The 13,318-nt window shown below is 71.5% G+C and carries 12 protein-coding genes; all 12 read left to right on the top strand.

Features of this window, described 5'->3' with window-relative positions:
- Window positions 1-8: 8 nt before the first annotated feature.
- The 12 genes from ABZ449_RS15730 (at window position 9) to ABZ449_RS15675 (ending at window position 13,313) form a co-directional block, all read left to right on the top strand.
- Window positions 9-1,151, top strand: coding sequence for an acyl-CoA dehydrogenase family protein (locus ABZ449_RS15730; protein WP_360345797.1), 1,143 nt, complete (start codon window positions 9-11; stop codon window positions 1,149-1,151).
- Between the two features lie 20 nt (window positions 1,152-1,171).
- Window positions 1,172-2,437, top strand: coding sequence for a condensation domain-containing protein (locus ABZ449_RS15725; RefSeq protein ID WP_360345795.1), 1,266 nt, complete (start codon window positions 1,172-1,174; stop codon window positions 2,435-2,437).
- A gap of 210 nt (window positions 2,438-2,647) precedes the next feature.
- Complete coding sequence (locus tag ABZ449_RS15720; RefSeq protein WP_360345793.1) at window positions 2,648-4,384, top strand: ABC transporter ATP-binding protein; 1,737 nt, start codon at window positions 2,648-2,650, stop codon at window positions 4,382-4,384.
- Complete coding sequence (locus ABZ449_RS15715; RefSeq protein ID WP_360345791.1) at window positions 4,381-6,138, top strand: ABC transporter ATP-binding protein; 1,758 nt, start codon at window positions 4,381-4,383, stop codon at window positions 6,136-6,138. Before ABZ449_RS15720 ends, ABZ449_RS15715 begins: the two co-directional genes overlap by 4 nt.
- A gap of 49 nt (window positions 6,139-6,187) precedes the next feature.
- Window positions 6,188-6,961, top strand: coding sequence for an alpha/beta fold hydrolase (locus tag ABZ449_RS15710; protein ID WP_360345789.1), 774 nt, complete (start codon window positions 6,188-6,190; stop codon window positions 6,959-6,961).
- Between the two features lie 32 nt (window positions 6,962-6,993).
- A complete protein-coding gene (locus ABZ449_RS15705; RefSeq protein ID WP_360345787.1) occupies window positions 6,994-8,661 on the top strand; it encodes a non-ribosomal peptide synthetase in 1,668 nt (555 codons plus the stop codon).
- Window positions 8,658-9,353 carry an alpha/beta fold hydrolase gene (locus ABZ449_RS15700; protein WP_360345785.1) on the top strand — a complete coding sequence of 232 codons (696 nt, stop codon included), beginning with the start codon at window positions 8,658-8,660 and terminating at the stop codon, window positions 9,351-9,353. Before ABZ449_RS15705 ends, ABZ449_RS15700 begins: the two co-directional genes overlap by 4 nt.
- The gene (locus tag ABZ449_RS15695; RefSeq protein ID WP_360345783.1) at window positions 9,350-9,481 is read left to right on the top strand and encodes a hypothetical protein; all 132 of its coding nucleotides are present in this window, start codon (window positions 9,350-9,352) and stop codon (window positions 9,479-9,481) included. Before ABZ449_RS15700 ends, ABZ449_RS15695 begins: the two co-directional genes overlap by 4 nt.
- A complete protein-coding gene (locus tag ABZ449_RS15690; protein ID WP_360345781.1) occupies window positions 9,478-10,674 on the top strand; it encodes a cytochrome P450 in 1,197 nt (398 codons plus the stop codon). The genes ABZ449_RS15695 and ABZ449_RS15690 overlap by 4 nt, the downstream gene beginning before the upstream one ends.
- Before the next feature lie 34 nt (window positions 10,675-10,708).
- The gene (locus ABZ449_RS15685) at window positions 10,709-10,891 is read left to right on the top strand and encodes a hypothetical protein (protein WP_360345779.1); all 183 of its coding nucleotides are present in this window, start codon (window positions 10,709-10,711) and stop codon (window positions 10,889-10,891) included.
- The gene (locus ABZ449_RS15680; RefSeq protein WP_360345777.1) at window positions 10,891-12,597 is read left to right on the top strand and encodes a non-ribosomal peptide synthetase; all 1,707 of its coding nucleotides are present in this window, start codon (window positions 10,891-10,893) and stop codon (window positions 12,595-12,597) included. Before ABZ449_RS15685 ends, ABZ449_RS15680 begins: the two co-directional genes overlap by 1 nt.
- A gap of 20 nt (window positions 12,598-12,617) precedes the next feature.
- Window positions 12,618-13,313 (top strand): hypothetical protein, encoded by a 696-nt coding sequence (locus ABZ449_RS15675; protein WP_360345775.1) that lies wholly within the window; start codon window positions 12,618-12,620, stop codon window positions 13,311-13,313.
- The last annotated feature ends 5 nt before the right edge of the window (window positions 13,314-13,318 follow it).

Here is a 13,318-nt window from a genome sequence, read left to right as displayed (position 1 = left end):
GGAATGCGTTGATACTCAGTCACCTCACCCCGCAGCAGGCCGAGCGCCACGCCGAGTTCCGTGCCTTCGCCGACCGTGTCCTGGTCCCGCAGGCGGACCGCTGCGACCGCGAGCAAGTGGTCTCCCGAGAGATCGTCGCCGACCTGGCCGGGCAGGGCTACCTTGGCGCGCCTGTCCCGAAGGAGTTCGGCGGCCTCGGCATGGACTGGGTCGAATACGGACTGCTCACCGAGGAACTGGGCCGAGGCTGCCAGTCGATCCGTAACCTCGTGGCCGTGGAGGACATGGTCGCCCACTCGATCCACAAGTGGGGAACGGAGGAGCAGAAGCAGCGGTGGCTCCCCCGGATCACCTCGGGCCGAACGCTGGCGGCCTTCGCCCTGACCGAGCCGGACGTCGGCAGTGACGCCGCCGCCGTCGAGACCACGGCGACGGCCGACGGCGCCGATGTCGTCCTGCGCGGCACCAAGAAGTGGATCAGCTTCGCGCAGATCGCCGACCTCTTCCTGGTCTTCGCCACGTTCGACGGGCAGCACACCGCCTTCCTGGTGGAGCGGGACACTCCCGGCTTGTCGGTGGAGCCGATCGAGGGCCTGCTCGGCCTGCGCGGCTCGATGCTCGGCCGGATCACCTTCGACGACTGCCGGATCCCGGCCGCCAACCTGGTCGGGCGTCCCGGCATCGGCCTCACCTTCGTCGCCTCCAGCGCCCTCGACCTCGGCCGCTACAGCACCGCCTGGGGCTCGGTCGGTCTGGCCCAGACGTGCCTGGAGGCCGCGACGGAGTACGCCGGCCGCCGCACCCAGTACGGCACCGAGATCCGCAACCACCAGCTGGTCCAGCAGCTGCTGGCCGACATGCTCACCGACACCATCACGGCCCGGCTGCTCTGCTACCACGCCGGGGTGAGCAAGGAGCGGGGGGAGACGGAGTCCGTCAACCACACCCTGCTGGCGAAGTACCGGACCTCGACGATCGCCGTCAAGGCGGCCGCCGACGCGGTGCAGATCCACGGTGCCCAGGGCATCGGGGCGGAGGCGTCCGTTCAGCGTCACTACCGCGACGCCAAGGTGATGGAGATCATCGAGGGCACCACGCAGATCCAGCAGAGCATGCTCGGTCAGTTCGCCGTCCGGGCGGCCCGGCTGTGAGCGAGCTCCGGACGGGGGTGGTGACCTACGGTCAGCTGTCGGTCCTGCGTTCGCTGGAGACACACGGACCCGACCATCGGGCGGTCGCCAATCTGGTCAGTGTCTGGGAGGTGCCGTTCGGTCTCGGCGCGGCCCAAGTGATGGACGCCTGGCTCCAGTTGGTGGAGAGACACGAGTCGTTGCGGACCACCTACGACCTGAGCGGCCCGATGCCCGCCCAGACGGTCCACCCGTACCGTCCGTCCCGGGTGGCCGCGCTGGAGCTGGCCGAGGACAGCTTCGCGGCGGCCCTCCGGCTGGGTGCCGAGGCGGCCGTCGAGCCGATCGACATCGAGACCGAGTTGCCGTGGCGCGCGTTCGTCACCACCCACCAGGGGGATGCGCTCCACCTGGTCACCGTGATCCACCATGTGGCGGCCGACAACGGCGCGCTGCGGGTGCTGGAGGAGCAACTCGGCGTCCTCCTGGAGGGCGGGGCGCTCGGGCCGGTGGTGCAGCCGCTGGAGATGGCGCAGGAGCAGCAGGAGGAACCGGGCACCCGGAGCGTCCGGCACTGGACCGAGGCCTGGAGCCGGCTCGTCCCGGCGGACCGGGATCCGGAGGACGCCAGTGAGCGACGCCGGGCGTCGCTCTACAGCCTGGAGGGACTGACCGCCGCGCAGGAGCTCTCCGACCGGCTGAAGATCTCGGTCCAGTCGGTGGTGCTCGGCGTCGGCGCGCTCGCGCTGTCCCGGCTCAAGCGCATCGAGCGGATGACCTTCGCACTGATGGCCGCCAACCGGCTCACCACCCGGTGGGCGCCGCTGGTCGGCTCGCTCAACCAGTTCGCCCCGGTGACCGTCACGGTCGACGAGGAGGCCCACCCGCTGGAGTATCTGCGGGCCTGCTACTTCCAGTCCATGACGGCGTACATGAACGGCTGCTACGACGTCGATGCGCTGAAGGAGAGTCTCCGGGGGGCCGGCCTGCCGGAGACGGACCCCACCGCCTTCGCCAAGCACTACAACTTCCTCGGCGATGTGGACGTCGAGCCGGCCGCCGGATCCCCCCTGCGCACCGGGATCGAGTGGCGTCCGTCCACCCAGCGGTCAGGGCCGAACTTCCACCTGGCAGTGGCCACGGGGAAGGGAATCCTCATCGGAGTGGGCGCGAGCCGCGACTATCTCGACGGAAATCTCCCAGCCGTTCTCGCGGCGTCGATCGAGGCTGGTCTGATCAATATGTCCAAGGGGTTCGAGAACTCCCTGGCGGAGGTCTCGCTGGATAATCCGTGGCGAATTTTCTGAAGGGCAGCAGAATGCGGGGGGAAACGCTTCTCCCCCCGCACTTCGGCATCCCGCGGCTTGGTCGAGCCGGTTCTAGAAGCCTGCACAGATTCCGCGAAGCTGCTTCTTCATGATGAACACCTCCTGTCCGTGGTGACTATAGCCACAGGCGGTCGGGAGGTGGAAGGAAATTCTGGATAAGGACCAGGAAAGACGGTTAGGGTTTCACTCATGACGGATTCGTATGCCGACCCGGGAGCCCCGGATCACCGAAGTGCCGCGCGTTACCTGTGGTGGCTGACCATGAGTCAGCGCCGACGGGTGACAGGTGGTGCGGTGATCGGCACCCTCTGGATGGTCTGCCTCCTGCTGCCGCCGTACCTCATACAGCGTGCGATCGACGACGGGCTCCAGCGGGGGAAGACCGGCGTCCTGGTCGGCTGGGTGGCCGCACTGGTCGGCGCCGCGCTGCTCAACGCATGGCTCGGCATCATGCGCCACCGCATCATGACGCGGGTCCGGATGGACGCCACCTTCCGGACCATCAAGGTCGTGGTCGCGCACTCCACTCGGCTGGGTGCCGAACTGCCCCGGAAGGTGACGGCCGGCGAGGTGGCCAGCATCGGTGTGGGCGACGTCGCGCAGATGAGCCAGACCCTGACGATCACCGGCCCGGGCGTCGGTGCTGTCGTCGCGTACCTGGTGGCGGCCGCGCTGCTGCTGTCGGTCTCCGTCTCGCTCGCCCTCGTGGTCCTGCTGGGGGTGCCGTTGCTCGCGGTCGTGGTCGGGCCGCTGCTGGAACGCCTCCAGGGCGCGGAGTCCAAGTACCGCCAGCAGCAGGGGGCGCTGACCGCCCGGCTCGGGGACATCGTCGGCGGCATGCGCGTACTCAACGGCATCGGCGGCAAGGAGATGATGGCCGGCCGCTACCTGCGCGGATCGCAGAACCTGCAGGCCGAGGGATACCGGGTCGGCGCCGTGACCAGCTGGATCCAAGCGCTCTCGGTCGGCCTGCCCGCCCTCTTCCTCGCGTTGGTGACCTGGCTGGCCGCCCGGATGGCCGCCGAGGGCACCATCACGATCGGCACGCTGGTCGCCGTCTACGGCTACGTCGCCGTCCTGGTGGTACCGGTCTCCAACTTCATCGAGGGCGGATACGACCTCACCAGGGGTCTGGTGGCCGCCCGACGGGTGGTCCGGATGCTCGACCTGAAGCCCGCCTTCGAAGACGCCGCGACACTCCGGCCGGCCCATGACGAACCGTCAGTCCTGTGCGACGCCGACACCGGTGTGGAACTGGTCCCGGGCCGGCTGACCGCGATCGTGAGCGCTCGCCCGGCCGATTCCGCGGCGGTGGTCGACCGGCTCGGCCGGTACAGCGCATCCGCTGCGACCTGGGGCGGCGTGCCGCTCGCCGAGGTCGCCCTGGCCGAGATCCGCAGCCGGATCGTGGTGGCGGACAACGACGCCGACTTCTTCTCCGGCACGCTGCGCACCGTGGTCGGCGGCCGGTCCGAGCACACCGGCCCGTCCATCGCCCAGGCCGTCAGAGACGCCGCGGCGGAGGACATCGTGCAGGCACTGCCCGATGGCCTGGACGCCGTGATCCAGGCCCAGGGCAGCAACCTCTCCGGCGGTCAGCGCCAGCGGCTGCGGCTGGTCCGTGCCCTGCTGGCGGACCCGGAGGTGCTCCTGCTGGTCGAGCCCACCTCCGCCGTGGACGCCCACACCGAGGCCGCCATGGCCGCTGGGCTGCGCCGGGCGCGGACCGGGCGCACCACCGCCCTCACCTCGACCTCCCCCGTCCTCCTGGAGCAGGCCGACACCGTCTGCTACCTCGTCGACGGCCGTCTGGCGGCGGCCGGCCCGCACCAGGAACTGCTCGCATCAGAGCCCGGCTACCGCGCGCTGGTGGCCCGCGGCGAAACCGCCACCGGGTCCACGCCCGCCGAGGAGGCCGTCCGATGACCGCTCAGACCGAGACCGACCCCGGGCGGCTCCCGATTGCCGGTCCCGCCGAGGTCCGCCGGGCCGCCGTGCGTCTGATGGGGCAGGACCGCCGTGCGGTCGCCGCGATGCTGACCCTCAACGGGCTGGCCGCGGCCGCCGGTCTGGGCGGCCCCTGGCTGCTGGGCCGGATCATCGACGACGTCCGGGGCGGCGCCGGGGTCGGACACGTCGACCGACTCGCCCTCGGTATCCTCTGCTTCGCGCTCGCGCAGCTGCTCCTCGGCCGCTTCGCCCGCTACACCGCCCACCGCTTCGGTGAGCGGACTCTGGCGCGGATCCGAGAGCGGTTCGTCGACCGCGCCCTCGCCCTGCCCGCTTCGGTGACCGAACGCGCCGGCGTCGGTGACCTGCTGACGCGCGGCACCGCCGACGTCGCCGCCGTCGGCACCACCTTGCGCGACGCCGGGCCGGAGGTCTCCGTGGCGCTCGTCCAGATCCTCCTGATCCTGGTCGCCATGCTCGTGGTCAACCCGCTGCTCGGCATCTGCGGGTTGCTCTGCCTCTCCGGGATCTGGTTCGCCACCCGCTGGTACCTGCGCCGTGCACACGCGGGTTACCTCGCCGAAGGCGCCGCCAACTCCGCGCTGATCGAGATTCTCACCTCCACCGCGACGGGGGCCCGCACCGTCGAGGCCCTGGGCCTCCAGGACCGCCGGATCGCCGCCACGGCCGCGGCGGTCGAGCACTGCCGGGGCACCCGTACCCACACCCTCAACCTGCGCACCGTGCTCTTTCCCGTGGTCGAGTTCTCGTACATCGCCCCGGTCGCCGGCATCCTGCTGCTCGGCGCCGCCCTGCGCGACACCGGCGCGGTCACCACCGGCGCGGTGGTCTCCTGCGCTCTCTACTTCTGGAAGCTCTCCGAGCCGCTGGACAAGGTCCTGCTCTGGCTCGACCAACTCCAGCGCAGCAACGCCTCCTTCGCCCGAGTCGAGGGCATCGGCCAGGTGGACGCCCCGGTCGTGACCGGCGGCGGCCGGCCCGAGGACGACCGGATCGACGTGGTCGACGTCCGGTACGCCTACCAGGGTGAGCGGGACGTCCTGCACGGCGTCGACCTCACCGTCCGTCCGGGCGAGCGGCTGGCGATCGTCGGCCCGTCCGGAGCCGGCAAGTCCACTCTGGGCCGGCTGCTGGCCGGGGCGGAGACGCCCCGCACCGGACGGGTGACGGTGGGGCAGGTGCCTGTCGCCGAGCTCGACCCGGCCCAGTTGCGCCGACACGTCGTCCTGGTCTCCCAGGAGCATCACGTCTTCCTCGGCACCGTCCGGGACAACCTCCTGATCGCCGCGCCCGCCGCGACCGACCAGGACCTGCACGCGGTGCTGGCCGCCGTCGACATCGACTGGGTGGACGAGCTGTCGGGCGGGCTGGACACCGAACTCGGTGCCGGTGGGCTCCGTCTGGACGCCCAACAGGCCCAGCAACTCGCCCTGGCCCGGGTGGTCCTGGCCGATCCACACACGCTGATCCTGGACGAGGCCACCTCCCTGCTCGACCCGACCACGGCCCGGCACACCGAGCGCTCGCTGGCGGCCGTGCTCAAGGAACGCACCGTGATCGCCATCGCCCACCGCCTGCACACCGCCCACGACGCGGACCGGGTCGCGGTCATGGACGGCGGCCGGGTGACCGAACTGGGAAGTCACGAAGAGCTGTTGGCGGCCGGCGGCGGGTACGCCGCGCTGTGGAAGTCCTGGCACGGCGCCTGAGCGCGTCCCAGCCCTCTCGGCCCCTCTCGACCAGTAGGAGCGGAACCCCATGCACTCGGCACCACCGCAGACGGCCCAGAGCTGGGTCCGGCCGATTCCCGGCCGGACCGAGCCCGGCGCCCTCCGGCTCTTCTGTTTCCCGTACGCCGGGGCAGGCGCCTCGGTCTTCCGGGGGTGGGGCGCCGGACTCCCGGAAGGAGTGGAGGCATTCGCCGTGCAGCTGCCGGGTCGGGAGGACCGGTTCTTCGACCGGGCGATCGAGGACATGGAAGAGCTGCTGGACGTCCTTCTCCCCGCCCTGCTCCCCTACCTGGACCGGCCGTTCGCCTTCTTCGGGCACAGCATGGGCGCCATCGTCAGCTGGGAGCTCGCCCGCAGGCTGCAGCGTGAGCAGGGACTGGAGCCGGTCCGGATCATGGTGTCCGGCTGCCGGGCGCTTCCGGCCCACGAGTCCAGGAAGCCGAGCGAACTCGACCTCTCCGACGAGGAGCTGATCAACGAGCTCCGCCGTCTCGACGGCACGCCGGAGACGTTGCTGCAGAACCCGGACTTCGCCACCTTCATCCTGCCGACCTTCCGGGCCGACCTCTCGCTGTTCGCCGGCTACGTCTACCGGCCGGGCGAGTCGCTCACCTGCCCCGTCTCCGTCTTCGGTGGTGACGCGGACCCCAGGGTCGCCGAGGAGCACCTCGAGGGCTGGGCCGAGCTGACCACCGGCCGGACCGAGGTGGAGGTCTTCCCCGGCGGCCACCTCTTCCTCAACGACGAGCGGGAGGCCGTGCTCCGGAGCGTGTCCCGGGCGCTCCCGGTCGTCGGCCACTGACCAGTACTTCTCTTCGAACCTAGGGGGCTCGCGTGGAGACAGTGTGGAATGTCGTCCAGGCTCAGGTGGAGCGGACGCCCGAGGCCGTGGCCGCGCGGACGGCACGCACCTACACCTACCGTGACGTCGCCGCGCTGGCCGGAGACCTCGGCGAGCGGATAGCGGCGAAGGTCCGGCCGGGCTCCGTCGTGGCGCTCGACGCGGCCAGCCGGTTCAGTGGGGCCGTCGGCATCCTCGCCGCGAATGCCGCGGGCTGCGCCGTGCTGCCGCTCGACCGGCAGAGCCCGCCGGCCAGGCGGGCCCGGGTCCTCGACGACGCCCGCCCTGCCCTGCTGCTGCGCGAGCTGGCCGAGGGCGAGTTCGTCCTGGAGGGGAACGGACTTCCCTCGCCGCCGAGGGAACCGGACCTGGGTGAGATCGCCTACATCCTGTACACCTCCGGCTCGACCGGGCAGCCCAAGGGTGTGATGGTGGGCCACGAGGCCCTGATCGACCGCCTCGCCGCCCTGGCTGAGCGGCCGGGACTGGCGGCCGGCGAGAGCGTGCTGGCGATGGCCGCGCTGTCCTTCGACATCTCGCTGGTGGAGCTGGTCCTTCCGCTGACCGTGGGGGCCTCCTTCACGGTGGTCCCGGAGGAGATCAGGGCGGATCCGCTGGCCTTCGCGGAGCTGGTGGCGGAGGCCGCGCCGGACGTCGTCCAGGCCACCCCCAGCTTCTGGCGGATGCTGACGGCCTCCGCCTGGAAGGGCGCGCCCGGTAGCCGGCTGTGGACCGGCGGAGAGGCGCTCACCCCGAGCCTCGCCCGGGAGCTGCTGCCGCGGTGCGGTGAACTCTGGAACGTGTACGGCCCGACCGAGGGGGTCCTCTGGGCCACGGCGGCGCGGGTGGACTCCGCCGAGCGGATCTCGCTCGGCGAGCCGGTGGCCGGGGTGGGCCTCCTCGCCGACGAGAGCGGTGAACTCCTGCTCTACGGGGAGGGGCTGGCGCACGGCTACCTCAACCTGGAGGAACTGACGGCTGAGCGCTTTCTGCACCGCGACACCCCTGACGGCCGCCGCCGCTTCTACCGCACCGGGGACCGGGTCCGACGGGGGCCGGGCGGCGCACTGGTGTTCCTCGGCCGCCTGGACAGCCAGGTCAAGCTGCGCGGACACCGGATCGAGCTGGGCGAGGTGGAGGCCGTCCTGGAGGAGCACCCGGAGGTCTCGCAGGCCGTCGTGCTGGTCCAGGACGCCGACCGGCCCGACGCCGCGGCGCTGGTGGCCTTCGTGGTACAGCGCGCCGAGGCGGACCTCCAGGGCTGGTTGAAGGACCGGCTGCCGCCGAGCCACCACCCCGCCAGGATCACTGCCCTGTCCGTGCTGCCCCGCACCACCACAGGAAAGGTGGACCGGATCGGATTGGCGGCCGGCCTGGCCGTCGGCGACCGGGTGGTGCAGGCCGCCGAATCGCCCGCCGCAGCGCCCTCGGGGGACGTCCGGGCACTCGTGGCCGAGGCGTGGGGGCAGACGCTCGCCGCGGACTCCGTCGACGAGGACACCAACTTCTTCGACGCCGGCGGGAATTCGGTCCTCCTGACGGTGCTCCAGAAGCGGCTCACCGACGGCCTCGGCGTCCGGGTGCCGATCAAGGACATCTTCCGGTACCCGACCGTCGCCTCGCTGACCGACCACATCCTCCGTACGGAGATGCCCAATTGAACCTCTACTGCATTCCTTACGCCGGGTGCTCGGCACGCGTCTACGACTCGTGGCAGCGGCACCTGCCGGACTGCGTCACCGTCGTGCCGCTGGAGCTCCCCGGCCGGGGCTCACGCTGCGTGGAGGAGCCGGTCGACGAGCTGGCAGCCCTGCTCGCGGACCTGTACCAGCAGCTCGACCCGGCCTCGCCATACGTGCTGTTCGGCCACAGCTTCGGTGCTGTGATCGCCTTCGAGCTGACCAAGTCGCTCCGCTCCAAGGGTGCTCCGGAGCCGTCGGCGCTGCTGGTCTCGGCCAGCCGCGCACCCCGGCTGCCGGCCGTCGACGCGGACAACCACCGACTCTCCGACGCCGAACTCATCGAGCGGCTGGCGGCGGTGGGCGGGACTCCGAAGGAGCTGCTGGAGAACGAGGAGCTGATGGAGATCTACCTTCCCGTCATCCGCGCCGACTACCGGATCCTCGGTGAGTACGGCACCGGTACCCCAGGTACGGTCGGCTGCCCGGTGGTGGCGTTCTACGGGGACACGGACGACGAGGCGGACCTGGCTTCGGTCGAGGTGTGGGCGGACTACACGGATGGTCCCTTCCGAGTGGAGAAGATCCACGGCGACCACTTCTTCCTGCACTCCGCCGAGCGTGAGCTCGTGGCCGCCGTCGAGGCGGTCTGCACGAAGGGGGAGCCGTGGTGAGTCCGGCCGTCGCACCGGAGACCTTTGACCGGGTGACGGTCATCCGCGACCCGGAGCCGTCCGCGCCGGACGAGATCGAGTACGCCCCGCTGCGCCGGGTCGACCAGAACCCGGAGAGTGCCAAGTGACCGTGAGACAGGCCGCGGGCTGCCCCTACCGCGACGACGACCGTCCGGCGGCCGACCCCTGCGCGGACTACCTCCCGCTGCGGGAGGAGGAGCCGGTCCGCTGGGACGAGGACCTGGAGGTGTGGATCGTCTCCGGGTTCCGTGAGACGACAGCTCTGCTGCGGCACCCCGCTCTGTCGGCCGCTTGGCCGCAGCGGGGCACCACCACCCTGCACCGGGAGGGAGAGGGCGAGGGGCGCGCCGCAGAGGTCGTGCGCAGGTGGTTCATGTTCAACGACGACCCCGAGCACGCGGCGGCCCGCCGGCTCGTCGCACCGCTCTTCGCGGCCGACCGGCTCGCCGCGATGCGTCCCGTCGTCGAAGAGCTGGTCGACGAGCTCCTGGCGGGGCGGACGGACGGGCTGGAGGTGATGACGGAACTCGCCGTCCCGCTCTCCAGCCGGGTCATCTGCCGGATCCTGGGTCTGCCCGGGGAGGTCGCGCCCCGGCTGCACGACTGGGCGCCCGACATCGCGGCGCTGCTGATGGCGGACTACCTGCCGGAGGTCAGGACCAGGGGGCATCGGGCCCTGCGGGAAATCGCGGACGTGGTGGACGAGGCCCTGCGCTCGGAGGTCCGCGAGGGCACCGGGCTCTGGCTCCTGCGCGACGCCCACCAGAGGGGCGTCATCGAGGCCGCCGACATCTGGGCCACCGCGAGCCTGCTGATCTACGCCGGGTACGAGACCACCTCGACCTTCATCGGCAAGGCCGTTCGGGCCGCGCTGCACGCCGATGCCTGGGCTGGACTGCGGAGCCGTGAACCGGGCTCGGCCGTCGACGAGCTGCTCCGTTTCGACACCTCCGTCCAGCAGGTGGCCCGGGTGGCCACCGCGCCGGTGGAGGCGGCCGGTCACCTGATCGCGGAGGGGGATCTCGTCCTGCTGATGCTCGGCGTGGCCAACCGCGACCCGGCCGTCTTCGCCGACCCCGACCTTCTGGACTACGACCGCGAGATCAGGCGGCACCTCACCTTCGGCTTCGGCGCGCACTACTGCCTCGGGGCGGGGCTGGCGCGGTTGGAGTCCGAGATCGTGCTGGAGCGCCTCGCCGGCAGGTGGGCGGATCTCGCCCTCGACGGGCCGCCGGTGACGAGGCAGCACTTCGGCATCACCCTCCTGGAACGCCTGGCCGTGCGCGGCACGGCCTCCTGACGGCCGACCGCACATCGCTGAAAGGAGAGTCGGGATGACACGAGTGACGAGCGGCTCCCCGGAGTCGGCGGACAGCCTCATCGGTGGGGAGCGGGTGTCGCAGCACCACGTCCGCCAGGTCCTCACCCACCAGGATCACCGGGGCGACAGGGACGTGGTGGAGCGCGTCGCCCGGGCGGACCAGAAACTGCTTGCCGGGGATAGGAGAGGTCTTTGATGCAGGGCATCGTGAACGAACGGACGGTGGTCCGGATGCTCGGCGCGATCGTCGACGCGCATCCGGACGTGGTCGCGGTCGAGTGCGGCGAGCAGAAGCTCACCTACCGTCAGTTCTGGGACGCGGCGGCCGCGGTGGCCGGACGCATACGGCAGGCCGAGGACCACCGGAGCGGTTGCCTCGTCGGTCTGCTCTTCGAGCGCGGCATCGACGGCATCGTGGCGCAGCTCGGAAGCTGGCTCGCGGGTGCCGCGTACCTGCCGCTCGACCCGGCACTGCCGGACGGCCGGGTGGAGGCGATCCTGCACGACGCCCGGCCGGTGGCCGTGCTCGCGCAGGAGGGGCTCGCCGGACGGGTGCCCGCGGGCGTTCCGGTACTCGACGGCACCGGGGCGGCCCCGGCGTCGGTGGAGCCGGCCCCGCTGGCCTACGTCATCTACACCTCCGGTTCGACCGGTACGCCCAAGGGCGTCGAGGTCGGCCACGCGGGCCTGGCGAACCTGGTGTCCTGGCACCGGGAGACCTACGGCACCCGGCCCGGGGTGCGGGTCGGAGCCTTCGCCGGGCTGGGGTTCGACGCCACGGTCTGGGAGGTCTGGGCGGCTCTCGCGAGCGGGGCGACGCTGGTGCTGCCGGCCGAGCGGCTGATCGTCGACAGCGCGGTGATCGCCGAGTTCATCGAGCGGAGCGCCATCACGCACTGCTTCCTGAGCACCCCGCTCGCCGAGCAACTGTTCGCCCTCCCGGCCCCGCCCGTCGGCCTGGCCGTCCTGCTGACCGGCGGGGACCGTCTCCGGGTGAGCCCGCCGGCCGGCTTCCCCGCCGCGGTCTTCAACCACTACGGGCCGACCGAGGCCACCGTGGTGACCACCGCCAGCGCGGACCTGCGCCGCTGCCCCACCGAGGGCGCGCCGGTGATCGGACGCCCCATCGCCGGCGCGAAGGTCCGACTGGTGGATGCCGACGGGGTCGAGGTCGCCGAGCCCGGAGTGCCCGGGGAACTGCTGATCGGAGGCGATGTCCTGGCCTTCGGCTACCGGGGCGACCCGGAGCTCACCGGCCGCAAGTTCGTCGCCGACCAGGACGAGAACCGCTGGTACTCCTCCGGCGATCTCTGCCGCTGGACGGCCGAGGGCGAGCTGGAGTTCGTCGAGCGACGGGACGCCCAGGTCAGCATCCGCGGTCACCGGGTGGAGCCGGCCGAGGTCGAGCAGGAGATCCTGGCTGTTCCCGGAGTGGACCAGACGGCCGTCGTCCACGTGCCGGACCAGGACGGCGGATCGCTGCGCGCCTTCTACTGCGGCGAGGCCGAGCCGGGCGACATCCGCGCCGCACTGACCGGTCGGCTGCCCGCGTACATGCTCCCCGCCGGGCTGCACCGGCTCGTCGCGATGCCGCTGACACCCAACGGCAAGATCGACCGGAAGGCCCTGCCGGACACTCCGGCCGCAGCCGCGGCCGAGCCCTCCCCCCTCGGCGCCACCGAGGCGCGGATCGCCGAGATCTGGTCTGAGCTGACCGGGAACGTCCCCCGCTCCGGGGACAGCTTCTTCGAGATCGGTGGGCACTCGCTGATCGCCGCCCGGGCGGTGTCCCGGACGCGTGAGCAGTTCGGCATCAAGATCGGGCTGCAGGTGATCTTCAATCATCCGGTCCTCGCGGACTTCTCCGCCGCGGTCGACGAAGCCGTCAGGAGTGCAGAGTGATGCAGGATCAACGGCCCCTCGTGATACTGGAGTTCGGGAACGAGGTGCCCCGGAGGACCTTCGGCGGCATCCTGCCCGACGGTTGGCAGGAGCGGACCCTCAGGATCGACCCGTTGCACTACCCCGGCCTCGCCGACGGAGTCGTCGGGACGGCTGAGCAGGCCGCCCACTGGGCCGAGCGGATCACCGCCGCCGGGCCGCCCCCGGTCGCGGTGCTGGCCTACTGTTCGGCCGTCGGCCTGGCCTCGGCGCTGGTGGAGGCGCTGCCCGGGCCGGACGTCCCGCTCATCGTGCTCGACCCGGCACCGGTCGACCCCAAGGCTCCTCAGGAACTGCTGGACGACCTCGCCCTGGCCATGGACGAGTCCGCCGAGGTGCCCACGATCACCGGCCTGCCGTCCGGAGACGCGCTCACCCTGGCCGGCTCCTTCCTGCTCTCGGTGATCGTCGGCTGCTCGCCCGGGCTCGACGAGGAGATCCTGGTCGAACTGACCGAGGGGCAGCGGGCCTGGCTCAGCTTCACTCTGACCGCGGCGGTGCCCCCGGAGGTCCCGCCGGCTCCCACCCACGTCCTGCTGAGCGAGGCGCTCGACTGGCCGGGCTCCGGGGCGGTGCACCGGGTCGATGTGACGGCGGAGGAGCTGTTCCGCGCGCCCGCTGTGAAGGTCCTGCTCACCAACCTGCTGGCCACCGGGGATGAGAATGAAATCCGGTAAATGGG

Source organism: Kitasatospora sp. NPDC005856, from assembly GCF_040629945.1.
In the GTDB taxonomy this organism is placed as follows: Bacteria; Actinomycetota; Actinomycetes; order Streptomycetales; family Streptomycetaceae; genus Kitasatospora.
The sequence above is the reverse complement of the archived record's forward strand: the minus strand, read 5'-3'. Positions and strand labels throughout refer to the sequence as shown.

Excerpts from the sequence above, each read along its gene's own strand:
- ABZ449_RS15685 (WP_360345779.1), top strand. The coding sequence starts at position 10,709 with ATGACACGAGTGACGAGCGGCTCCCCGGAGTCGGCGGACAGCCTCATC.
- ABZ449_RS15720 (WP_360345793.1), top strand. The coding sequence starts at position 2,648 with ATGACGGATTCGTATGCCGACCCGGGAGCCCCGGATCACCGAAGTGCC.
- ABZ449_RS15710 (WP_360345789.1), top strand. The coding sequence starts at position 6,188 with ATGCACTCGGCACCACCGCAGACGGCCCAGAGCTGGGTCCGGCCGATT.
- ABZ449_RS15680 (WP_360345777.1), top strand. The coding sequence starts at position 10,891 with ATGCAGGGCATCGTGAACGAACGGACGGTGGTCCGGATGCTCGGCGCG.
- ABZ449_RS15715 (WP_360345791.1), top strand. The coding sequence starts at position 4,381 with ATGACCGCTCAGACCGAGACCGACCCCGGGCGGCTCCCGATTGCCGGT.